The 21675-nt window shown below is 35.6% G+C and carries 24 protein-coding genes and 1 tRNA gene; 10 read left to right on the top strand and 15 right to left on the bottom strand.

Translation table 11 applies throughout. The features are described 5' to 3' along the window. Position 1: 1 nt before the first annotated feature. The 8 genes from HMPREF1151_RS00425 to HMPREF1151_RS09555 form a co-directional block, all read right to left on the bottom strand. Positions 2 to 682, bottom strand: coding sequence for a hypothetical protein (locus tag HMPREF1151_RS00425; RefSeq protein ID WP_009660637.1), 681 nt, complete (start codon positions 680 to 682; stop codon positions 2 to 4). Between the two features lie 112 nt (positions 683 to 794). After that, on the bottom strand, positions 795 to 1262 hold the full coding sequence (locus HMPREF1151_RS09865) for a hypothetical protein (RefSeq protein ID WP_009660701.1): 468 nt from the start codon (positions 1260 to 1262) through the stop codon (positions 795 to 797). 20 nt (positions 1263 to 1282) lie between these two features. After that, a complete protein-coding gene (locus HMPREF1151_RS00415) occupies positions 1283 to 2098 on the bottom strand; it encodes a DUF2262 domain-containing protein (protein WP_009660615.1) in 816 nt (271 codons plus the stop codon). A 51-nt stretch (positions 2099 to 2149) separates the two neighbouring features. Then, entirely contained in the window at positions 2150 to 2980 is an 831-nt protein-coding gene (locus HMPREF1151_RS00410; protein ID WP_009660605.1) for a DUF6630 family protein, read from the bottom strand. A gap of 137 nt (positions 2981 to 3117) precedes the next feature. Further along, entirely contained in the window at positions 3118 to 4329 is a 1212-nt protein-coding gene (locus HMPREF1151_RS00405; RefSeq protein WP_009660685.1) for an ATP-binding protein, read from the bottom strand. A 416-nt stretch (positions 4330 to 4745) separates the two neighbouring features. After that, on the bottom strand, positions 4746 to 6608 hold the full coding sequence (locus HMPREF1151_RS00400) for an ATP-binding protein (protein WP_009660643.1): 1863 nt from the start codon (positions 6606 to 6608) through the stop codon (positions 4746 to 4748). Position 6609: 1 nt separating this feature from the next. Further along, the gene (locus HMPREF1151_RS00395) at positions 6610 to 7578 is read right to left on the bottom strand and encodes an SIR2 family protein (protein ID WP_009660712.1); all 969 of its coding nucleotides are present in this window, start codon (positions 7576 to 7578) and stop codon (positions 6610 to 6612) included. A gap of 31 nt (positions 7579 to 7609) precedes the next feature. Further along, entirely contained in the window at positions 7610 to 8614 is a 1005-nt protein-coding gene (locus HMPREF1151_RS09555) for a helix-turn-helix domain-containing protein (protein WP_009660625.1), read from the bottom strand. 151 nt (positions 8615 to 8765) lie between these two features. Here HMPREF1151_RS09555 and HMPREF1151_RS09750 point away from each other — a divergent pair, with 151 nt between their 5' ends. From HMPREF1151_RS09750 to HMPREF1151_RS00350, 9 genes are all read left to right on the top strand, one after another. Continuing rightward, positions 8766 to 8933, top strand: coding sequence for a helix-turn-helix domain-containing protein (locus tag HMPREF1151_RS09750; RefSeq protein ID WP_156795042.1), 168 nt, complete (start codon positions 8766 to 8768; stop codon positions 8931 to 8933). A gap of 270 nt (positions 8934 to 9203) precedes the next feature. Beyond that, entirely contained in the window at positions 9204 to 10190 is a 987-nt protein-coding gene (locus tag HMPREF1151_RS00385) for a toprim domain-containing protein (RefSeq protein WP_009660673.1), read from the top strand. Then, complete coding sequence (locus HMPREF1151_RS00380; RefSeq protein ID WP_038141045.1) at positions 10174 to 10374, top strand: hypothetical protein; 201 nt, start codon at positions 10174 to 10176, stop codon at positions 10372 to 10374. The genes HMPREF1151_RS00385 and HMPREF1151_RS00380 overlap by 17 nt, the downstream gene beginning before the upstream one ends. A gap of 121 nt (positions 10375 to 10495) precedes the next feature. After that, entirely contained in the window at positions 10496 to 10831 is a 336-nt protein-coding gene (locus HMPREF1151_RS00375; RefSeq protein WP_038141042.1) for a hypothetical protein, read from the top strand. Beyond that, positions 10780 to 11700, top strand: a complete 921-nt coding sequence (locus HMPREF1151_RS00370) for a relaxase/mobilization nuclease domain-containing protein (protein WP_009660654.1) — start codon at positions 10780 to 10782, stop codon at positions 11698 to 11700. The genes HMPREF1151_RS00375 and HMPREF1151_RS00370 overlap by 52 nt, the downstream gene beginning before the upstream one ends. Positions 11701 to 11702: 2 nt before the next feature. After that, the gene (locus HMPREF1151_RS00365; RefSeq protein WP_009660737.1) at positions 11703 to 12434 is read left to right on the top strand and encodes a hypothetical protein; all 732 of its coding nucleotides are present in this window, start codon (positions 11703 to 11705) and stop codon (positions 12432 to 12434) included. 64 nt (positions 12435 to 12498) lie between these two features. Continuing rightward, positions 12499 to 12687 (top strand): helix-turn-helix domain-containing protein, encoded by a 189-nt coding sequence (locus HMPREF1151_RS00360; protein WP_009660619.1) that lies wholly within the window; start codon positions 12499 to 12501, stop codon positions 12685 to 12687. Next, entirely contained in the window at positions 12684 to 12914 is a 231-nt protein-coding gene (locus tag HMPREF1151_RS00355) for a hypothetical protein (protein WP_009660697.1), read from the top strand. Before HMPREF1151_RS00360 ends, HMPREF1151_RS00355 begins: the two co-directional genes overlap by 4 nt. A gap of 264 nt (positions 12915 to 13178) precedes the next feature. Continuing rightward, a complete protein-coding gene (locus HMPREF1151_RS00350; RefSeq protein ID WP_156795041.1) occupies positions 13179 to 13877 on the top strand; it encodes a site-specific integrase in 699 nt (232 codons plus the stop codon). Between the two features lie 101 nt (positions 13878 to 13978). Here HMPREF1151_RS00350 and HMPREF1151_RS00345 read toward each other — a convergent pair whose 3' ends face one another. Both HMPREF1151_RS00345 and HMPREF1151_RS00340 read right to left on the bottom strand, forming a co-directional pair. Beyond that, entirely contained in the window at positions 13979 to 14899 is a 921-nt protein-coding gene (locus HMPREF1151_RS00345; protein ID WP_009660680.1) for a hypothetical protein, read from the bottom strand. Between the two features lie 119 nt (positions 14900 to 15018). After that, a tRNA-Arg gene (locus tag HMPREF1151_RS00340) sits at positions 15019 to 15095 on the bottom strand. Between the two features lie 104 nt (positions 15096 to 15199). Here HMPREF1151_RS00340 and HMPREF1151_RS00335 point away from each other — a divergent pair. Continuing rightward, complete coding sequence (locus HMPREF1151_RS00335) at positions 15200 to 16084, top strand: hypothetical protein (RefSeq protein WP_009660593.1); 885 nt, start codon at positions 15200 to 15202, stop codon at positions 16082 to 16084. An 83-nt stretch (positions 16085 to 16167) separates the two neighbouring features. Here the strand turns inward: HMPREF1151_RS00335 and HMPREF1151_RS00330 are convergent, their stop codons facing one another. The 5 genes from HMPREF1151_RS00330 to HMPREF1151_RS00310 form a co-directional block, all read right to left on the bottom strand. Next, positions 16168 to 16452 carry a hypothetical protein gene (locus HMPREF1151_RS00330; RefSeq protein ID WP_009660675.1) on the bottom strand — a complete coding sequence of 95 codons (285 nt, stop codon included), beginning with the start codon at positions 16450 to 16452 and terminating at the stop codon, positions 16168 to 16170. 90 nt (positions 16453 to 16542) lie between these two features. Continuing rightward, complete coding sequence (dinB, locus tag HMPREF1151_RS00325; protein ID WP_232197993.1) at positions 16543 to 17943, bottom strand: DNA polymerase IV; 1401 nt, start codon at positions 17941 to 17943, stop codon at positions 16543 to 16545. Positions 17944 to 17945: 2 nt separating this feature from the next. Continuing rightward, complete coding sequence (locus HMPREF1151_RS00320; protein WP_005377990.1) at positions 17946 to 18290, bottom strand: helix-turn-helix transcriptional regulator; 345 nt, start codon at positions 18288 to 18290, stop codon at positions 17946 to 17948. Positions 18291 to 18507: 217 nt separating this feature from the next. Continuing rightward, a complete protein-coding gene (locus tag HMPREF1151_RS00315) occupies positions 18508 to 19791 on the bottom strand; it encodes an adenylosuccinate synthase (RefSeq protein WP_009660681.1) in 1284 nt (427 codons plus the stop codon). 315 nt (positions 19792 to 20106) lie between these two features. Further along, the gene (locus tag HMPREF1151_RS00310; protein WP_009660598.1) at positions 20107 to 21258 is read right to left on the bottom strand and encodes an MFS transporter; all 1152 of its coding nucleotides are present in this window, start codon (positions 21256 to 21258) and stop codon (positions 20107 to 20109) included. Positions 21259 to 21675 lie beyond the last annotated feature (417 nt).

Raw genomic sequence — 21675 nt, 5'->3', positions numbered from 1 at the left:
CTTATTCCATCTCGCCATGGGTTGCTACAAAGTCATCCTTAATCTGTTGTAGTTCTTTTTTAGCGACCATGTATTGTTTCAAGTCAATTTGTCCGTTCTCTTTTTGTTCAGCCAAGGTCTTTTCTTTATTTATGATTCTAATCCGGTCTAATTGTGTACTAAATTGAGTATTAACGCCTTCACTATTTTCTCGTAACGCAAGCAACGCAAAGACTTCATCCATGCCGAGATTAAACATGTCGCTTTCAAAATCGATAGGTTCAAAATAATAGCGAACCGTATCCGCTCCAAATTCATCGTCTAATTTGGCCCATTCTGCCCCTGAAAGCACGGTAAAGCCGAGCGTATCGTTTCCAAGGCTTTCAACAAACCAACGCACCTCATAGTCAGGCTTAACAAGGTCGTTGAAATATTTGATTGTTACATCTCGGTCTTGCTCATCACCGTAAGGAATTTGCAGCTCTTTATCGCCTTTTTGTAACACAATATCGTCACCATAAGCCTTGCCATTACTAACCGTTTTAATATCGATAGGCTCATCCATCATGTCATTAAAATAGCGCACTACATCTTCGTCGTACTCGCGCCAATCAATCCAAACTATGGCTTCAGAATCGTATAAATCATTTAAATCCATATCATTGGCAAAAAAGCTTCTTAATTCTTTATACAGATTTTCCATCGTCTCTCTCCTGTTTATTATTTATATTGATAGTTAAGCCTTGCCATACTAACATCCAATAGACTCTCAGCTTAGCTCAGCTATACAAACAGCTCCATTGCTAACAAATACTCTAGAGCGTTTCATATATAACATCTTGTCGAGCCGTAAAATTTTCATCAAAAGATACTAATACATATAGTTGTCCCGCGGTCGATTCGCCCACATCATAACCTAGTGCAAATGCGCCATAGCAGCCGAATGTATCTAGCATAATATCTGTTAGTTTTAGCACTACAGGATCATCTGGAGGCATCTCCTTTTGGATGATTTTCTGTGCCACTCGGTCTAATTCATCTAATTTAGCATATAACTGTGTCCAAAATGTTAGTGAAAGCATCTCGTCCTCTGTATAACCAGAGCAGCTAATATTGAAGCTTTTGAAGGCTTGTTCTACATTTTCTACTTGAGTCTCTATTGTATGATCTTCGTGATTTGCTACTCCATCGGCCGCTAATTGACGGGCTACAAAGTAAACCCCATGCGGTTCTACAGTCCAGCTTTCAACATTCCACAATGTCATTAATTCCGATTTTCTCATTAGGACTCTCCATTAATTGATTATCCTGCAATATCCGCATGTACAGGATTCCCCTCCGCATCAATATTGGCTATGATGCAGTGTCCCCAGAAAATATCGTCATCGTCATAATAAACCTCTATGGTGCCATCATTGCGGAACGCCAATTCGCCCATAGTAATACGCTTGGCAAATACGTCCGCCGTAATCGGATCTTGGTCGTCGTTGTCTAGCCAATCATTAGCAAGATCTAGCAATGTTTCACTAATATATGCACTAATTCGTTGTTCAAATTCTTTGAAATTATCGATTTTATTGAAAGCAGCCAATGCTACGGTGCAAATTTCATCAGAACCCTCGTCCACATCAAGAGTGAATGCATAATCATCAATTCGCGCTGTGTAATATTGATACTCTCGATTTAACAGGAAGTCACCCCGGTCAGTATGAAGGTATTTAGGGGTTTTCAAATAAACCGACAAGGCCTCTAACTCGCTATGTTTAGCATGTTCCTCTAACACCTCAAGTACGTAATAGCGATTATTCCAAGCCGGGCGCATATAGCCTAAATCCTCTAAGGGCTTAGCTTTCTTAACTAATAATTTATAGACCCCATGGGGCTCAAAAGAATAACCCCATCTATCGTCAAGGCCCTCAATAATCCACGTCAAAATGCCTTCACTACGGTCAAGCACGCCAGTTCGAGTATCTAGGATAGCATCGGTAGACACCAGTGGTCTATGGTACTTTTCTAAATAAGGACTAGCCCCATTCGCATCACTGCGCGGCAATGCATAGATTTCAAATACTTCAGATTCAAACTCTGCTTCATATTCTGGTAGACGTACAATACTCATATGACTCTCTCCTACATTATAATCACGCTGCTCATCATAATTTCTGTTATATCATGAGCGTTCAGCTACATCGATTCTATGTAATAATTCTTTCGCTAGTTCTTGGGCTCTTTTAAATTCCTCATTTGAAAGTACCATGAGCACCAAACTATCTGTACCGATGTCCATACCTACTAACTTCTGGTTTTTCCACGTGGAATTAAAATATGCGCACCAATCCCCAATACATTGACTATCATCGAATGCGGATGTATCAATAGTTAGATTTTCGCTAGTATCTAAAGACTTGTTACGTATTAACTTCTGCACATGATAAAGAAAATCCTCTAATTCAATTTTTAAAGATATCTCTACAGCGCGACCTTTAGACTGTAGTTTCTCATAGAGGTTCCACCAATCATCTTCTATATCATCCATAGATGTTAGCTTTACCTTGGACATGAAAGATTTAGCTTGTTTCGTATCGCCAAATAATAACGCTGCTAACTCTGCAAAAGTCGACTTAATTTGTTTAACATCTATTTTTACTGTTTCTACAAACAGGCTACGGTCAGGCAACCGACGTTTCTTCACAAAAGCCCGCATCATCTGTACCGCATTAGGATAACTTACATCTGCCATACGATAGGTTTTATCATTAATATCTAAGAATATATCTACTGCATCCGGTGTTTTTCCTACACGTGCTTTCATCGCAGTGCAGCCATCGATAGCATGAGGTGGATATAATTCTATAAACATGAAAAATCCATCATGCATGGCCTGTAAGGTATTATCTATTCCTACTATGTTAAAACCGTTCCGATTATAATCGGGGCTCTTCAAACGCCATTCTTCGTAATTGTCGAATAATTTTTCTTGAATCCAATTGGAAAAACTCATAAGGATGCACCTTTACTTAACAACTGTATACAAATATCCTATTTTATCTTATTATATCATTGTTTATAAATTAAATAACATGATTTATAAGTATATTAAATAACAACATATAGATACAAAAATAGGGATGTGAATTATCACATCCCTAATAACCAGTCTAATACATTACATTGCTGAATTCCATTATAATTATGAGGTTTATAGAGCTCATCCATAGTGAGTAAAAATTTAGGATACTGATCTTTAACCGCTTCTAATGGTGCTAACTCTCTGTCTCTAGTAGTTGGATCCAATACACTTTCTGATACTTGGTAGTACTCTAATATGCCACCAGGCTTTTGAGCAACGAAATCTATTTCGCCCTTTGTTAATTGTCCAACATATACTGTATATCCTCGACGCCGCAACTCAAGATATACAACATTTTCTAATACATGACCCCTATCACGGTTAATATCAGGTAGTAATAGTTGCTTAAAAGCCATATCCACTACATAATACTTAGGACGTAATCTTAATAATTCTTTGCCACGCACATCAAATCGTTCTGTATTATATAACAGTAAACTATCTTCTAAGCCCCTAAGATAACGTTCTACAGTTTTGTTATCTACCTTTCGACCTGCGCTTGTTAATGAATTCGCAATCTTTGTGGGGTTAATCAAGCTACCAATATTGGCGAAAATATATCTCACAATACTTTCAAGTAATTTAATATCTGCAATTTTTAATCGATCAACAATATCTTTTAAAACAACCGTATTAAATAAACCTTGTAAATAATCCTGCCGACCTTGCCAATTTTCCGACATATGTAAAAGCCCTGGGAATGAGCCTTCACTTACATATTTTTCATATAAGACCATTCGTGAAAGCCCACTTTCACTATAGGCATCGACGTATTCTTTATAAGACAAGGGAAGCATCTCAATTTGTACATAGCGACCTGTGAGAAGTGTAGCCATATCAGAGGACATAAAATAAGCATTAGAACCTGTAATATATATATCAATATTATCTTGTACAAAGAAGTTATCTACTACACGCTCAAACGATGGTACATGCTGAATTTCATCGAGGAATAGATACATTTTTTTACTTGGAATAATCCGTTCATTAATGTATTCATATAAAGCCCGATAATCTCTTAATTTATCATACTCCATCAACTCAAAATTAATATCAATAATTTGTTCGGCTGTTACATTATCGGCTAATAACTCATCTTGAAATAGCTTAAACAACGTAGATTTACCACAACGCCGTATACCAGAAACAACCTTAATGATAGGTCTATCTTTATGTCTTCGAAGAAAATCTAAATAATATGGTCGCGATACTAATGACATGCACACACCTCCTCGCAAAATGGGTTTTAAAACCTAATTCTATATCTATTATATCACTTCGAGGTTTCAAAACCTAATTTTTATGTTTTTATGCTATAATTTAGGCTTTAAAACCTAAATTCAATTATATCGCTATGGACCCATTTTTATAATAATAAAAATGGGTATAAGGTCTATCAAACCCTTATACCCATTCGCTTATACTGGTGCGCCTAACCGGAATCGAACCAGTGACACGCAGTTTAGGAATTTTATTCCTATAAAACTCCACATAAAATATTTTTTCATTATACACTAAAAAACACTATATATATGTATTAATGTAACTATATTAATCTTCTATTTACGTCTTATAAAAATTCATTTCCTCAAAAAAATTTCTCTAATCATGATGAAATGGCTTACAAATTGGCTTACTAGCCATCACTATTAGGATTAGGATCCCATAATCTTACAAGAGAAATATCATCGCTATTAGGTCTAACTGATTCTAGTCTATTCACCACGACAAAAAATGGCATATTAAAAGCTTTTCCTGTAATAACAACTTCCCCTTGACCTAATAAAGGAATTCTCTTATAAGAACTATAATCTAATGTAGGCATTGTATTCTCCAAGAGTTGCAAATCTTTATCATTTACAATGCGATGAACAAAAAAGTTATGAAGTTGAGATACAATTGTCATGGAAATATCTGATGGACGTTGACTTGCTAATGTTAAATAAAAGCCAAACTTTCTTCCCTCTTTAATAATCTCTTCAAAAACTGATAATCGATAATCTTTCCAATCATCTCTATTATTTTTATTTATATCATTTAAAATGTTATGAGCCTCATCAATTATTAGATGCATTGTCTTATTAACTATACCAGAACCTGAAACTTCATTCTTATGAATATCATAAAACATTTTAGATATCAACATAGGAATCAAACGAGTAACCTCTTGATTAGCATTTACAAGCGAAAAAATATTTAGCATTTTATAGGAAGCAGATATATTATCCTTAATCTCAACTACTCTATCTAAAGCATCTAAAGAATTTTCAATTCGTTTAATCATAGGACTAATAAATTCTGATGCTTTAGAATCATATACTGCAACGTATACTCTTTGAAATTCAATAAAAAAATATAATTTTTTTATTTCACTTACAGATTTAAACGTATTGGCTAATTCTTCTTTTACATCATCAAACTTAAAATAATGATTGCCCGCGTCTGTTATTTTGTCATTTTTTAATAAAAGTTCATTATTTTCATTTGCTATTTTTGTATTTCCATAAGAAAACTCTTTACTACATTTTTTTAAAGGTTTTAATAGTGAATCATTTAAACCTAGAAGCTCCCCTATCTTTATCCATTTCTCTAACGTAACTCTATCAATATTTTTCTGATTTTGAAGAATAGTAATTAGTAAACCAACCTCTAAGTCAGCAAAATCTTTTTCGGTCTTGATAGATTTATACTTTCTCAGAGCATCTCGTAAAAATGGAACCTGAGTGCCTGGTTTAGCATCAAAAAGTATGGACAATAAATCCGGATCCAATAAATATTTTTTTGTAATTATAATTTTATCTGATTCATCCGTTCGTGTAGAGATATTAAATATTTCTTTATCATCATCAGTTAACCCAAACATTGATTTGCCCACATATTCGCCATTAAAATCAATAACAAAAAACTGAGACTTTTGATTAATATAAGTTTTTAATGGTGACTGAAATAATTCATAATACATTTTATGTAACGTATTTGATTTTCCACTACCTGTATTGCCAAAAATACCAATATGAGATGCAAAGATTTTATCAATAGGTATATTTATATCTTTTCCTTCAAGTAATGATTTTCCAATCCTAATTGTAGGCTCCGATTGTACTACACCATAAATCAAATCTAACTCTGCTTGAGTAGTTAAACATACCTCATTTCCAATCATAGGAACAAATCTACTTGTTATATTAAATCGTTGATTTTCTATAACGCCTTTAACTTTTAAGGAGATAGATCGCTTCATTGAGTTCTTCTTGTATCGATTATCATATATATCTAAACTTGAAATGTTTTGCTGATCTATAATACTTTCAGATACAACTGTTGCAATAATTTTCACCATATTTTGATGAATTGTAACAAATGCACCAACCTTAGCTCCTGAAAGAATATCCCCATACCAAAATACATCTGCATCATTTGTGGTATTATAAAGTCCAACTTGGGATACATTACCATCTACTGAAATGATTACACCAATTTTTTTTGGTGAATACTCCATATTAACTATCCCCCAATTTCTTTTCAAATAAAATTTTGGTTACTTCCTTCAAAGTCAGTGGTTTAGATTCAAAATCATCTGGGCCCCATATAATTAACCTTGGATCCATTTCCGAAATACCCAGATTTTTTCTAATACTATCAATCGCATTATTACTATATGCAAAGATATATACACGTAATTCTGGGTTTTGAATTGCACGCCTAACCATCTTTGCAATATGTGAGTCTTGAAAAGAGAATCCTATTACGATTAATACGGATTGTTCCTTTTCTAGCTCCAGTTGAAATACTCTCAGCATTTCATAAAAATAATTTATTAAAAAAGTATCTCTTGACTCAGCCCCTGTAGGGGTTACAACAAAAGGTTCCTCACAGATATCGGATGATATAACTATATGCTCTCCTCTTTGTCTCCAATTTACGGAACCATGCGGCTTTATTAAATTAAGTGAAGGTAACTCATAATTATAATTATCATGCATCCCTTTATATGCAACAACCTGATTAAAGTTTGTCCAATCAAGAGTTTTTGTAAAATACCCCCTAGAACCATCATTAGATACAAAATTTCGTATTCCTAAAATTCTATCAATTGCAACTTCTAAAAATAAATCATAATTAGTTGTAAATAAATTTACACTTCTAGGACTTTCTCTAGCATTCCTTGCTTCTAAACATTGAACTAAGCCATCGATAAATTGAAGATAAGATTTTGAAGTTTCCCATATACTTTTTAGATTTTGTATATTTTCCTTAATATATTTATAAGTAAATTTTTCTTCCTGATTAAATATCAAAAGTTTATTACTTATCTCCTTAACATGATCTAGTAATTCTTTATTTGCATCGTCACCATATTGAGCAAAGTAGCTCATCAAAGGTATCGCCCCCGTTGACGCACCTGATCCAATTAAGAAATTAAGTTTTTTATTACAACAATGATCTTGAATTAATTCTCTATTATCCATTTTACATCCCCTCACAAACAACAAACATTAATTATTTAGTCTTTTTACGCTTACTAAATGTTGAATCAGGAACATATCGGTTAGCAAATTCACTTGCCTCATCAACAATTCTTTTTCGAAGATTAATTTCTGATTCGGTTGTGATTTTATTCCATTCAAGTGCATACTCAATCGCTGCAGGTCTAAGATCTTTCATTGCCTGGGCAGACAACCAAAGATTAATTCTCTCCTCTAAATCCTTACTATAACTAGCATATAACTGACATCCTGTACTTAACGACGAAATATGTAATCGAATAATTTTTCCATCATTAAGTCTCAATGCCAAAATATTTGTCCCCTCAGTTGGCCAACATCTAGGATCACATAACCAAGATTTCTTTTCTAGCGAAGTATATAAACAAACTAACAATGGATATCCTTCTATCAACAAATTTTTATCCTCTGGTATATTCTTTCCAGAAAGTATATTTTTTATGGACGTTCCAAGTAAGATGTCTTTTCGCTTTATTGATTCTAATATAGGGCCTATTTTATCAAAATGATTTATCAAAACATTACTATTATTAGATTCCAATAATAAAAAGTTGGCTGCTACAACGCTAGGGGCCCCTTCCTCTATGCCTAAACGAATTCCGTACTCAATATATTCATCAAAATTAATAGTAATCAGTCCAGCTTTAGCTTCAAACTCCACTTTACTATCTAAATCTTGCTGGAACCTAATCTTATGTACTTTTTGATCTAACAGCCAATTGAGATAAAAATCATTTCTAATCGGAATATCTGTTAACTCCTCTATTGCACAGTTAAAATATTGTGCAATCTTAATAATTGTTTCTAGGGATGGTTGTGATATCTCTCGCTCATAAGATGAAATCTGCCCCTTAGATAACCCTAATAGATTTCCAAACTCACTTTGAGATAAATCATATAATTTTCTCAATTTTTGAATCTTATCACCATAATGTAAACCACTTAAATTCTCTTCATTCCTAACTATTTTCTTTAATTTTTCAGATATATTTAATTTCATCAGATCAACCTCAAACCAAAATGTAGTCAATTTTAAATTGACTACAGCAATTTTAATTGACTTTATCGAAATTATAAATTACAATAATCCTATAAAGATTTATTAAAGCATTTTTAATTTACTTAATTATATCACATCAGGAGATTTTACTATGAGCAAACGATTTTTAACAGTCAGAGAAACTTCGCAAATTTTCTTTGAAGGAAAAGTCTCTGTTTCTTCACTATATCGTCTGATTACTGCAGGTGAATTACCTGCAATAAAGATTGGCAAAAAATTCCTTATTAACACAGAAACTCTAAAGCAAAAATATGTATAAAAAAAGCCCATAATGGCGGCAACCATTATGAGCTTCGCTAAGTATTTCCCGTTCAAAGAAAAATCCTTGCACTATTAGTATATATAACAGCTGTCTAATGCGCAAGGTTTATATTAAACTTTGCGCATTTTTGGGTGCGCAATTCCCTATCAGATTTTAATAATTTGTCAGGGTTATTTTGTGCACCCTTTTTTAGTATGTGCAGAGCCTTTTTCATCTATCACTAGTGGATAGATACTACTTATCTACAACCATAGAAAGGCCATATACATGAATAAAATCCAATATCCAATTGAACCTAATCATATTAAAATTGTACAAACATATTTACCTGATTACTTAAAATCAAAAAATTTAACAACCACTACCCGCTATAAATATCACTGTTTAAATCCAAGTCATACAGATAATAATCCTTCCATGTGTTTGTATAAAGGGAGGAGGGATGGAAAACTAAGATTAAAATGTCAGGTATGTGGTCTAGTACTAGATTTATTTAATCTAGTCGAACTTGTAGATCATATACAGGGCTTTGTAAATCAATACTTTTATATTTGTAATTATTTTCATCTAGATCCAAACAATCCTATTCCATCAGCTCACTATGAATACTATCAACACAAAAAAGTTGATAACCAACAAATTTTAGAATACATAGATTTATGCACCACTAATAAAGTATTAATAGATGATAAATGGTCATTACGTTCTATTCCATCACATATTGTCGAAGAATATAGTCTTGGCTATGATGAAACACTAGATGCATACATCATACCAGTTGGAGATAAGGGCTTTATCCAAAGATTTAATAATGACAGAAACCCTAAATATAATCGTTCTTATGATTTAAGAGATTACTTTTTTGCTAATAAATTTTACAACTCACTACCATTCATCATTACCGAAGGAGAAATTGATGCTTTATCCCTTCTAGCTTGTGATTACCCCAATGTAATTGCTCTAGGAGGCGTTACAAAACTTAAACACTTTTATGAAGAATTTCTTAAAAACAATTCAGCCACAATTATTTTAGCACTTGATCTAGACGAAGCTGGTTCAAATGCATTTACTCTAGCCAAAATAATCTCCTCAAAAGTAGGATTATCACCACCTATAAATTTATGGAATCTTTTTAAAGAACCACTTCCGGAAAATATCAAAGATATAAACGACTTATTGATATTTAATCAACCTCTATTACAGAAAACATTAATGACCATAAAAAAGGACTATACCCATGAAAAGAATAAGTGATGAAGAGTTAGACAAAAAAATAAGGCTTGCAAATGAGCGTTTAAACAAACTACAAGAAAAGAAAGATGCTCGCCTACAAGCCCGACGCAATCATATCGCTATCTACTTAGAGAAAACATACAATATAACCACGATTAAGGAACTTGAAACACTGTTACAGCGTACACAAAATTCAGAGTATTAATATGATTGCATCGGTACGAACCATACTACTTGTACATACAATGCTTATGCATTATACGTAAAGTAGCTTGGTTCGTCTCCGACGGGCGGGAGTCCCCTGCACCCCATAAGAGGATTTAACAATGAACAATCAAAGAAAAACACGCCGCCTAAACATACGATTAACAGATGATGAATGGCTTATTATTAACGAATTGGCAAATCGTACTGGAATGACGATTTCAGCATTTATACTTACAACTATACTAAAAGGCAAAATCACAATTTATGAAATAGATACACAAGCAATTTTACGGCCTTTATTAGGACTACAACGACACTACAATACCATTCGCCATTGGATGATAACACGTAACTATAAAAGTCCTATTTTAACCGTAGAATACGAACAGGAGCTAAAGGATTTATGGCAATTATTAGCGCAGGCAAAGGAAGTAGTAGCGCAGCGGGATCTATAAAGTACGTACAGTACGAAAAAGGCACTACTAACACCCGTATTATATTTTCTGATGGTATTAATTGTAGTCCTTACTATAAAGATGCAATTCACGACTTTGAACTTATTAGGGATACCTTCCAAAAATACGGTGGGCGTGAAGCTCATCATATGGTACTCGCCTTTTCGCCAGCAGAGGAAACCAAATTTACACCTAAGGAATTATTCCAGAAGTCAATAGAGATTACAAAAAAAATATTTCCGGACAATCAAATCTGGCTAGGGATGCATAACGATACAGAACATTTGCATGTCCATATAGTTATCAACTCGGTAAATCTTGAAACTGGTAATAAACTACAAATAGCCGGACGAAAAGGGATGCATGACATCATGGAAAAGGTCCAATTAAAAGCACATGAGCTAGGCTTAGATACCACTTTAAGTATTGGTCGTAAACAATATGAACAAGGACATGTCGTTACACATAACATTATAGAACATAAACTAATTGAACATGGTAAATCTTGGAAAGCGGATATCGCAGAAAAGGTTTATACAGCTTTAGAACACGCAAAGAATAAAACAGATTTTATATTGCGTTGCAATGAATGTGGATTAACTTGTAATTGGTCCAATACACGCAAACATATAACATTCGCCTATATCAATGACCCCTTAAAAAAAGTGCGTAATACTAATTTAGCTAAAACATTTACATTAAATAATCTTTCTTCTAAAGATACTATGCAAGCTATTTTTCGAATCAATAAAGAAAACTATACCCAACAAATAGCAACCAAAACATTGGAACTAGAGCAATCTAAAACATTAGATAGAGAGCGTACAAGAAAACTAGCACGAACACGCTCTATGTCATTAGGGAGGTAATTATGAATATACTAAATAAAAAGCGTCGTAAAGAGTTAGAATATGATGGTCGAAGTAGAGGTGGTTTTTCATTAGGCAGCTATTCCACTCCAAAGAAAGAGTCTATTTCAATAGATTCCCCACTTACAGAAGAAGAGGAAATTGCAAAACGTTTATATAATATAAAAAAAGAAAACCTCCAATTAAGTACTGATGTCATTTTTTTAGGAGAATTGCTCCAGAAGAAAATTAGAGAAGAAAGTGAATTAATGGAGTCTCTTGAGAAGACAATTAATATATCAACAAATAAATTTGAATCTATAACCAGTAATGTTATCGGATCTATAAAAGACTTAGATAAACGTATAGATAATGCAGCTAATTCAGCACATGAACGCACCACAGCTGACTTAAAACGGATTTTCCAAAATATTGAAGAGGCAGGTATAGCTTATAGTAAAGGACAATGTGATCGATTAGATAAAACAATCGAAAACTATGAAAAGATGCTAAATAAAGGTCGTGAAACGCTTGAATTTTGGAGTTTTGGAAAAAAGTTATTAGTAGTTATTCTTAGCGCTATGCTTATCTTCCAATTCTATTATAATTACAAACTAAATAATCATTTAGAGGAGTTATATACACAAATAAATATGATACACACCCTTTATAAAGGAGAAACGAAGTACTGGTTTGATGCTGATAATCAAACCACATATGTTGAAACTCAAAAAGCACACAATCAGCGAAAATAATCCTCTGCAAACCTTAATAATAAATGGGTATATACCTTTAATACCTTAAAAAAGGAGAATTAAGATGAATAAAAACTGGCTCACCATAAATGAAATAGCAAGTTATCTAAATGTATCTCGTACAGCGATTGTAAATGCAATTAATCGTAATGAGATTCCAACAACTCGAGTAGGTCGTCGCATTCTAATAAAACAGGATGATTTTCAACGCTATCTATATAATATAGAAATCAAGGGTAAAAATGCTCTATGAAACGTCGTAGTAATGGTGAAGGTAGTATCTTTCACGATAAAAAGCGCAATCACTATGTTGTCAGACTAACCTATGAGGATTCACTAGGTATAAAAAAACGTAAACATATTTATGGATCTACTGCTGCAGAAGCAAAACATAAAGCAAAAGAATGGAAGAAAGCTAGCCTATCTAAGGATAATAAACTGACTAAAAATCCACTGGTTAGTGAATGGATTGATGAATAGTTAGAAACTTATGTAAAAAATGCGGTCAGACCTGCTACATATAAAATCTATAAAGTGTGCCTAGCTCCTATCAGACAAGCCTTTACTAAGCACCGACTAGATCAATTAGAACCAACACAACTTCAAAACTATTTCAATAAACAGTTAACCCATGGCGGACGAAACCATACTGGATTATCTCCTTTTACCGTTCGAAATCAACGCAGATATTTCGCTAACTGTATTGATACTGCCTTAAAACTAGGATTAACTAACAAAAACCCTGTGAGATTAACTAAATCTCCCAAACAAACTAAAGCAGAGATACAACCTCTCTCTCAATACGAAGCACAAACATTAATCAATCAAGCGCAACAAGAGCTAGCGGAAGCCAAAGCAATTAAAAACTCACATAAGATAATGGTCTCCGCAGATTTATATATGGGTATCTATATTGCACTTGAAACAGGAATGCGTTTAGGAGAAATTATGGCCCTTCGTTGGAGCGATATAGTAATTGATTCTTATATCACTGTTCAGCGGTCAAAATCAGAAGTTAAAGAGCAAAATATAACCTCACCTAAAACTGGAATCGGAAGGAAAATACAGATAAGCCAACGCCTTATATCTGCTTTAAAAGAACACCAACAGATTCAAAACGCTTATAAGAAAGAACTAGAAGATCTCTATGAAAATGATTCTAGAATTATAGGTGGGTTACTTGGTAAAGGCTTTCATGCTCGTCATTATAGCTCTAGGTTATTTAAGCAGCTACTACAACGAGCAGGGATAAATAGACGCATTAGATTTCATGATTTAAGACATACCCATGCCACACTTTTACTTCTATCAGGTGTAAATCCTAAAATCGTACAAGAACGACTAGGTCATTCTAGTATTAATGTTACTTTAGACATTTACTCTCATGTAGCACTTGCTGATCAGGCAGTTGCTATTAGCGCTTTAGATAAGTTAAATCTGTAAATTATATTTTTTCTATATAAATAATATCATAAAGTTAACCCTTAATATATATAAATAGACCAATAAATTAATTGGTCTATTTATATATATATTGGTTTGAATTAGTTTTGAATTTTCCACTTATCTAGCAAATCTTTTTTATTAAATTTTATCTTAATATTGCTATATATTTTTTGTATATCTGTTTCCTCAGGTTTTATTAATTCACCTATCTCTTGAGGCAAAAGATACTCTTTATACACATAATCAGTAGAATATTGATAGGAAACATTATTTTCATCAACGATCATATTTTTTTCATGATGCTTAAAAATAATCTCATCACTATTTTCTTCAACAATGATGGGATTTCTAACAGAAAAACGATAAATATCCCTCAATTGCAATGATGCATGAACAGGAATCAAATTAGTAGATATATCATCAGAAAAATTAGAGATCTCTTTCATCATCTTAATATATTGTGTATAAAAGATACCTTCTTTAAAGCCTTGGTTCAAATAGAAATTTGGCAATCCCATAATACAATCCTGAACAATATTCAAAATCAAGGTATATAAATAATTAAGTCCTTCAAATGTTATTTCTATACCAAAAGTAGTTTGTCCATATTGATATTTAATTTTATATATATTCTGCTGTAAAACAATATTACTTAAATTGTGTTGTACCGCATTCCTTATCAATTTTATAATTCTATAACAGTTCTTGTAAATAATCTCCAACACATCATTTGTTGGTAACCCTTCATAATGTGCCCTAAAGGAATCTCCCTCATTAAGATTATATTTATCTTCAAGGTAACCATCATACAAAGTAAAAATAATCAAATTAATAGCCACCCAGGATTCAGATATAGGTGTTTTGTGATTTACAGTACTCACATATATCTCTTTAGTTGTAGCCGGCTTCCCCTCATCATCAATTTCAATTAAATCTTGAGCAATGTATTTTATATTATAATCAGATGCATCAGATCTCAGTATGCATTTTACTAGAGAATCAATATACTTTTTATCCATAATGTAATCGCTCCAATCAGTTCTATAATACAGCCATAAACAATAAAAAAGGCTTATTAATTGGCTTATTTTTCTGATAACAAAAAAATCTAACCAACTAATAAGCCAGTATTTATCTATGGTGCGCCTAACCGGAATCGAACCAGTGACACGCAGTTTAGGAAACTGCTGCTCTATCCTACTGAGCTATAGACGCATGTATACTTTATTATATCGTTTTTAAATCTATCTACGCAAGAACTATGCTATAATACAACTGTTGATAGTATTAGAGAGTTCTTATAAAAAGAGGTATGTGTAATGAAACTATGTAAACGATCGATTATTACCAGTTCACTATTAGCTGTCTTAGCTATATCATCCGCGTACGGGGCTACACCTGCGCAGCCAAGTGAAAGCACAGATACTGCTGTGGTTGATATGGATTACGCCAATATTCCAGAGTTAAGAAAATCAATTGAAAGCGCAACACCAGCTATAGTACAATCTACGCTTGATGCTTCTGAGGGAAAACCTACTAACGGTAAACCAATTTATTCGACAGTCACTATGTCTGGTAACCGTGTTGTATCCGTAAAAACTTATAAATCTAAAGAAGAACAAGAAAAGGCCATGTTAAAGGAGCGTGAACGCTTAGACAAGGTCACTGCAGAACGTCGCGCTAAACGGAAAAACGAAACTCGTACAGATATGCTAAAAGGTTTAACGCCTATACCGTTCTATCCACCTGTTAGTGAAACACGCGAATTACAAAGCGAAATGTTCTCTCGACCATTTGGCAGGCAGCTCGATTTGCGTTTGGTAGAAGCCTATACACAAGATTATGATAAGGCCAAACCTGGCGATATTTACGTCTATGCAGATTATGTAGACTACACATCTAAGCAGCTATTAGGCGAAAAGGATGGTACTACTGCTATTTCAGCTATGATTTTACGTACAATCATGAGAAAAGATGAAAATAAAGCTTTCAGCATCGATGTAAATGCGTACTTCATAAATCCAACAACCCATACCATTTCCATAAGCCGTTCTGACGATGTAAAAGGCATCAACATCAAGAAAGACGAAAGAGCTGAGGCTGTATTTAAACTACCGTCACACCAATTGCAAGCTGGCAACCCACAGTATGAAATCGCTAAGCTTATGTATCAAGACCTAACAAATAAGAAATTTGATGAGTAATATTTAAATACGCACTCCAACTATAGCCACAATAAGAAAACCCCTTCATAGCACCAACATGGCTACGAAGGGGTTCATTTTAATTACGCCGGGCGGCTCCAATCAACTTGTACGTCGATGGCTTCCCACATGCGTGTAAGAGCTAATTTAAAGTTATCCAAAGATTCTAATGGTTTTACAGTCAACCGTTCATACGTATCAAGACCTGTAGCATGCTCGATAGCATGGTCTTCATTTAAGTATGCACGTACCTTGTCAATCCATTCTTGTTCAGGTAGATCCACCGTTACGGTTTTTGTATCTGTATCATAAGATAAAACCCCGTTGCTATTTACGCCATAATGAATGGCCACACGAAATATACTCATATTTATACCTCTCTTGCAGATAGTTTCATACGTATACACATTTCTATACATGTACATTGTATCATGAATGTTTCTATTCTTGAAAGAATTTTATTCTTCATTATCTAAATCCATTTCGGCCTTTAATTCCGACCGTTTTCGCCGTTCTCCACCATCGCCGTGAGCACGACGCCAAAGGGCTCCACTCATGATGGCCCCTTCGCCAAATTTAGATGCCAACGAGTCTAGCACGGTTGAAAGCTTCTCATCTTTCTCGCCCGTTTCAATAGAGAATAAATCGTCTTGTACAATTCCTTCTGTTGAAAGTCCACTAACCGTCACACCTAAGAGGCGAATCGGCTTGTGCGGCATATCGAGAACAGATGTATCAAATTGAGGTAACGGTGCGGTGCCCATCATCTCACGATTCTCCGTAATCGGTCTATCATTAGCGTTGTCGGTGAAAGTTTTAGTATCACGGCGATTCGATTGGCTAGTATTGCGAGCCTCCCGTTGTCTAGTATTGCTCCGTTCACGCATAAGCTTATTCCACAATAGTACGGATGTATCATAGATAATACGTTCTTGGTCCGTAGCAGAATCTAGTCGTTTCTGACGAGATACAGTTTTAAAATCATTGTATCGCACCTTAATCGACACGGTATGACCCATCAAACCATATTTACGCAATCGTTTGGCTACGCGATTGGCAAAGTAATGAAGTTCTAAATCGATAACAGCCGGGTCCTCTACATCGCTTTCATAGGTCTCCTCATTACCAACGGATTGGATTTGACGATCCGGTTCTACAGGCCGGTCATCGATGCCTCGTGCCAGTTCCCAAATACGCCGTGCCTGATTGCCCACATAAGGCACTAGAGGTTTCTCATCCGACAAGGCCTGCACATCCTTTATCAAGGCAAAACCACCATCTTTAAGGCGACGTTCCGTGCTAGGGCCTACACCCCATATGCGTTTTATGGGCAAATTTGCGAGGCTTTCACATTCCTTACCATAAGGAATGACCACAAGCCCATCAGGCTTATCTAGGTCAGAGGCCAGTTTAGCAAGGAATTTATTCGGAGCCAGTCCCGCCGAAATGATGAGCCCCGTTTCCTCAAACACGCGGTCCTTAATGGCACGGCCCAATGCCTTAGGGCCTGTGAATTTATGGGTAATACCCGTAACATCCAAGAAGGCTTCGTCCAGAGATAAGGGCTCAATGATAGGTGTAAATTCCTCCATCACCTTGTGAATGATCTGAGAAATCTCCTTGTAGCGAGCCATATTCGGATACACGTAGATGCCGTGCGGACAAAGTTTTTTAGCCCGCGAAATAGGCATGGCCGAATGGACGCCAAATTTTCGAGCCTCATAAGATGCAGTAGCCACTACGCCACGCGAAGAAAGACCACCCACGATAACGGGGTGGCCTTTATATTCAGGATGATCCAGTTGTTCTACGGATGCAAAGAAAGCATCCATATCAACATGCATAATCCAGCGTCTCATGATTACGCGTCTTTTTCGTGTTCATCAAGACGGCAGTATTTGATTTGTGCGCAAATGCATTCGTCTTTAGTTTTGTACAATTGTGGAATGATTTCCAAAATGTCACCAAATGTATCTTCATTGATGGAATAGCGAGTCCAAAGACCATTACGTTGAGAATTTACAACGCCAGCATCAATTAAGATTTTCATGTGGTAGCTTAATGTGGATTGAGACAAATTAAAGCTTGCCAAAATATCTGCTGCACACAATTCATTACAGGACAACATATCTATAATATGTAATCTTGTTTCATCACTGAGCGCTTTAAAAATCGTCGCTAAACGTTCATAAGAAACTTCAACCATAAGAAAACTCCTCAATATACATCAAAAATTATCAATCTACTTTTATACTATTATATACTATTTTTATAACTAAATCTATTTTTTTCTTTTTATTCTCATTAAAATATTTTAATTGAATAATTAAATTTATTTATGAGATAGAAAATACGCATAAAAGCGGAGATTCTTTAATAAGAATCTCCGCTTATTATTTTTTATAATAATTTGCTACAGCAGATTAAAATACGTTAACAAGATCGATTGTTTGGTTACGATTAGGACCAACAGATACGATACCCAAAGGCACGCCTGTTACTTCTGCAATACGTTCTACATATTTACGCGCATTTTCAGGCAATTCATCATAAGAACGGATGCCGGAAATATCTGTTTCCCAACCTGGCAATGTTTCATATACAGGTTCGCATGCTTCAAGATCGTTCAAGCTAGCAGGGAAGCCTTCCACGTTTTTGCCGTTTAATTTATAACCTACACAGATTTTCAATTCTTTGAAAGAATCAAGAATATCCAAACGTGTAATAGCTAAATAATCAAGGCTGCTAAGACCTGCTGCGTATTTTACAACCATAAGATCTAACCAACCAGTACGGCGAGGACGACCTGTTACAGTACCGAACTCATGACCAAGCGTACGAAGTTCTTCACCAATTTCATTAAGTTGTTCTGTAGGGAATGGGCCTGCACCAACACGTGTAGCGTAAGCTTTCACAACGCCGAAAATATTTTTCAAATAGTTAGGACCTACACCCGCACCTGTGGAAGCACCACCAGCGATTGGATGAGAGGATGTTACGAATGGATATGTACCATGATCAAGGTCGAGCATAGTTGCTTGCGCACCTTCGAACAATACCTTTTTGTCCTCTTTAATCGCTTTCAACACAGCATTATTTGTATCAGTTACATAAGGTTTCAAAGCCTCTGCATATTTAATGTAATCTGCTAAGATTTCATCGTAATTAACAGGTTCAGCATCGTATACCTTTGTAAGCATTTTGTTTTTAAATTCAACATTGTACGCCAATTTTTGTTTGAAAGTTTCCATGTCGTACAAGTCGCAAATGCGAATGCCGATACGGTTTACCTTATCAGCATAGCAAGGGCCAATACCGTTTTTAGTAGTACCAATTTTAGCATCACCTTTAGATGCTTCTTCGGCCATATCAAGCGCAATATGGTAAGGCATGATGACATGAGCACGGTCAGAAATGTGAAGGGATTTAGCAGATTTACCTTGTTTTTCAAGACCTTCAATTTCTTGTAACAACACCTTAGGGTCAATAACAACGCCTGTACCAACGATATTTTGTTTATCATCGTACAAAATACCACTTGGCAATAAACGAAGCGCGAATGCCTTGTCATCTACTACAACAGTGTGACCTGCATTATTACCGCCTTGACTGCGCACTACAACGTCTGCACGTTCCGCAATCCAGTCAACGATTTTACCTTTACCCTCGTCACCCCATTGAGTGCCGATTACCATACTTGTTGCCATATCTATGTCCTCCAATTGTGAAAGTCAAATTAATCCATAGTTATTATACAACATAATAGCAAAGCACGGAATGACTAAATAAAGAGTTTAATTCAAACGCGCGTATATATGTGCCCTTACGAATTAGTACACGCCTGTTCTAATTCTAAAAACAAGGATATAAGGGCCCACCTACAAATTAGTACACGCCTGTTCTAATTCTAAAAACAGAGATATAGGAGCCCCTACAAATTAGAACAGGCCTGTTCTAATTTTAAAGACGTATATTATGCATCCCTAAAAATTAGCACAAGCCTATGCTGTATAACAATTATTTCATTTAGGTTCTTTCAACCAGAAGCTCATTAATAATCCTAACGCACCAACAGGGATCAGTGTCATCAACGCTGTTTGTACATCGTAAATATCTGCTAAATGTCCAATGTATGGTGCTACGATGCCACCTAATGTAATGCCGAGGCCCAATGTAATGCCTGATGCAAAGCCTGCATTTTTAGCAAGGTATTTTTGACCTAAAACGGTAATAGGTCCATATTGTGAGAATACACCAAAGGCCATTGGTATCATGGCGCCAAAGAATCCCCATGCATTCGGTACGAAGATAAACACTAATACAGATGGTAAAAATATAATATTACCTAAACGCACTGTTTTTAGAAAGCCTAGCTTATCTGATAGTGCACCACCCATATAGGTGAGGACAGCCCCCATGGCAAAGTACATAGTAAGTGCCAAGCTCGATGCACCGGCTTCGCCATTGATAACGGTAATGTATAAAATCGGTATAAAAATCGATAATATGGAGAACAAAATTGATCGAGATGCAATGACGAAAAATAGCTTTGTAAAACTCACCCAATCGTTTATGCCTGTATTTGTGCCCTTAATTTGGCTTTCACATTCACGCGTATCTTCGGCCTCAGTAGTATGACCTGTGAAAGCATATAGATATAGCAACACGCCGAGCGCGGCAATAGCCGTAAATACCCAGAGGAATTGGCCGCCAAAGACATAAACACCACCAGCAATGAGCGGCCCTAAGGCAAAACCAGCGCTGCCACCAACCGCAAAGCGCCCCATGGCATTGCCAATCTCGTGAGATTGTGTACGATTTACAAGAAGAGCCGCCTCAGGATGAAATAGCGCAGCCCCAACTCCAGACATAAGTGCCAAGGCCAAAATCATTTCATAGCTCGTAGCCAGTGCAATGGCACTAATCGATACGAGCGTCACCGCAAAACCTACAGGAATAAACCACTGCACACGCCACCGGTCAGCCACATATCCAAGCACAGGCTGCGCAATAGACGCCACAATGGTATTACAGAAAATAATCGCCGCCGATTGATAATAATTGAGATTAAAATTAGCAATAAAAAACGGTATCAATGCAGCGAGAGAACCTTGACCGAAATCGTTAATGCAATGAAAGATAGGCGGTGCGTATTTTCTTATGGTGCTTTTCATGTATCCTCCAGATTTGGGTGGTGGTACCGGTAAAAACACTCCACCGGCCGGGTCTGCTTCGCCCTTTGGGCTTCGCAGGGCCAAAGTCATGTTTTTACCGGTACCACCACCTCCCCTATGTACGTTAACTAATAAAAGCACCGTAAGAAAATACGGCACTTGCTGTAAATAAAATAAGAGCCTCCACCGGCCGGGCTCCGCGTAGCGCAGTAGCGTGTCAGCTTTTTCTCGTCTCAATGGCTCATTTCGGCATAGAATCTATAGCGAAAAAGGACGGGTACCCTTCTCAAAACGACTTTGCCCTGTCTGCCTCTATGGCTCGTTTTCGGCATAGAAGATTTAATGCAAAAAGGATGGTCCGTTCAGAAAACGACTTCGGGCTCCGCGTAGCGCAGTAGCGTGTCGGCTTTCTGGACG

The sequence above is a fragment of the Veillonella sp. ACP1 genome (genome assembly GCF_000286635.1).
Lineage (GTDB): Bacteria > Bacillota > Negativicutes > Veillonellales > Veillonellaceae > Veillonella > Veillonella atypica.
Note: the sequence above shows the minus strand (reverse complement) of the source record. Positions and strands in the feature narration are given on the sequence as shown.

What these genes read in the sequence shown, in the direction of transcription:
- HMPREF1151_RS00425 (WP_009660637.1), bottom strand. Translation starts at nt 682, where the DNA reads ATGGAAAATCTGTATAAAGAATTAAGAAGCTTTTTTGCCAATGATATG.
- HMPREF1151_RS09865 (WP_009660701.1), bottom strand. Translation starts at nt 1,262, where the DNA reads ATGAGAAAATCGGAATTAATGACATTGTGGAATGTTGAAAGCTGGACT.
- HMPREF1151_RS00415 (WP_009660615.1), bottom strand. Translation starts at nt 2,098, where the DNA reads ATGAGTATTGTACGTCTACCAGAATATGAAGCAGAGTTTGAATCTGAA.
- HMPREF1151_RS00410 (WP_009660605.1), bottom strand. Translation starts at nt 2,980, where the DNA reads ATGAGTTTTTCCAATTGGATTCAAGAAAAATTATTCGACAATTACGAA.
- HMPREF1151_RS00405 (WP_009660685.1), bottom strand. Translation starts at nt 4,329, where the DNA reads ATGTCATTAGTATCGCGACCATATTATTTAGATTTTCTTCGAAGACAT.
- HMPREF1151_RS00400 (WP_009660643.1), bottom strand. Translation starts at nt 6,608, where the DNA reads ATGGAGTATTCACCAAAAAAAATTGGTGTAATCATTTCAGTAGATGGT.
- HMPREF1151_RS00395 (WP_009660712.1), bottom strand. Translation starts at nt 7,578, where the DNA reads ATGGATAATAGAGAATTAATTCAAGATCATTGTTGTAATAAAAAACTT.
- HMPREF1151_RS09555 (WP_009660625.1), bottom strand. Translation starts at nt 8,614, where the DNA reads ATGAAATTAAATATATCTGAAAAATTAAAGAAAATAGTTAGGAATGAA.
- HMPREF1151_RS09750 (WP_156795042.1), top strand. Translation starts at nt 8,766, where the DNA reads ATGAGCAAACGATTTTTAACAGTCAGAGAAACTTCGCAAATTTTCTTT.
- HMPREF1151_RS00385 (WP_009660673.1), top strand. Translation starts at nt 9,204, where the DNA reads ATGAATAAAATCCAATATCCAATTGAACCTAATCATATTAAAATTGTA.
- HMPREF1151_RS00380 (WP_038141045.1), top strand. Translation starts at nt 10,174, where the DNA reads ATGAAAAGAATAAGTGATGAAGAGTTAGACAAAAAAATAAGGCTTGCA.
- HMPREF1151_RS00375 (WP_038141042.1), top strand. Translation starts at nt 10,496, where the DNA reads ATGAACAATCAAAGAAAAACACGCCGCCTAAACATACGATTAACAGAT.
- HMPREF1151_RS00370 (WP_009660654.1), top strand. Translation starts at nt 10,780, where the DNA reads ATGGCAATTATTAGCGCAGGCAAAGGAAGTAGTAGCGCAGCGGGATCT.
- HMPREF1151_RS00365 (WP_009660737.1), top strand. Translation starts at nt 11,703, where the DNA reads ATGAATATACTAAATAAAAAGCGTCGTAAAGAGTTAGAATATGATGGT.
- HMPREF1151_RS00360 (WP_009660619.1), top strand. Translation starts at nt 12,499, where the DNA reads ATGAATAAAAACTGGCTCACCATAAATGAAATAGCAAGTTATCTAAAT.
- HMPREF1151_RS00355 (WP_009660697.1), top strand. Translation starts at nt 12,684, where the DNA reads ATGAAACGTCGTAGTAATGGTGAAGGTAGTATCTTTCACGATAAAAAG.
- HMPREF1151_RS00345 (WP_009660680.1), bottom strand. Translation starts at nt 14,899, where the DNA reads ATGGATAAAAAGTATATTGATTCTCTAGTAAAATGCATACTGAGATCT.
- HMPREF1151_RS00335 (WP_009660593.1), top strand. Translation starts at nt 15,200, where the DNA reads ATGAAACTATGTAAACGATCGATTATTACCAGTTCACTATTAGCTGTC.
- HMPREF1151_RS00330 (WP_009660675.1), bottom strand. Translation starts at nt 16,452, where the DNA reads ATGAGTATATTTCGTGTGGCCATTCATTATGGCGTAAATAGCAACGGG.
- dinB (WP_232197993.1), bottom strand. Translation starts at nt 17,943, where the DNA reads ATGAGACGCTGGATTATGCATGTTGATATGGATGCTTTCTTTGCATCC.
- HMPREF1151_RS00320 (WP_005377990.1), bottom strand. Translation starts at nt 18,290, where the DNA reads ATGGTTGAAGTTTCTTATGAACGTTTAGCGACGATTTTTAAAGCGCTC.
- HMPREF1151_RS00315 (WP_009660681.1), bottom strand. Translation starts at nt 19,791, where the DNA reads ATGGCAACAAGTATGGTAATCGGCACTCAATGGGGTGACGAGGGTAAA.
- HMPREF1151_RS00310 (WP_009660598.1), bottom strand. Translation starts at nt 21,258, where the DNA reads ATGAAAAGCACCATAAGAAAATACGCACCGCCTATCTTTCATTGCATT.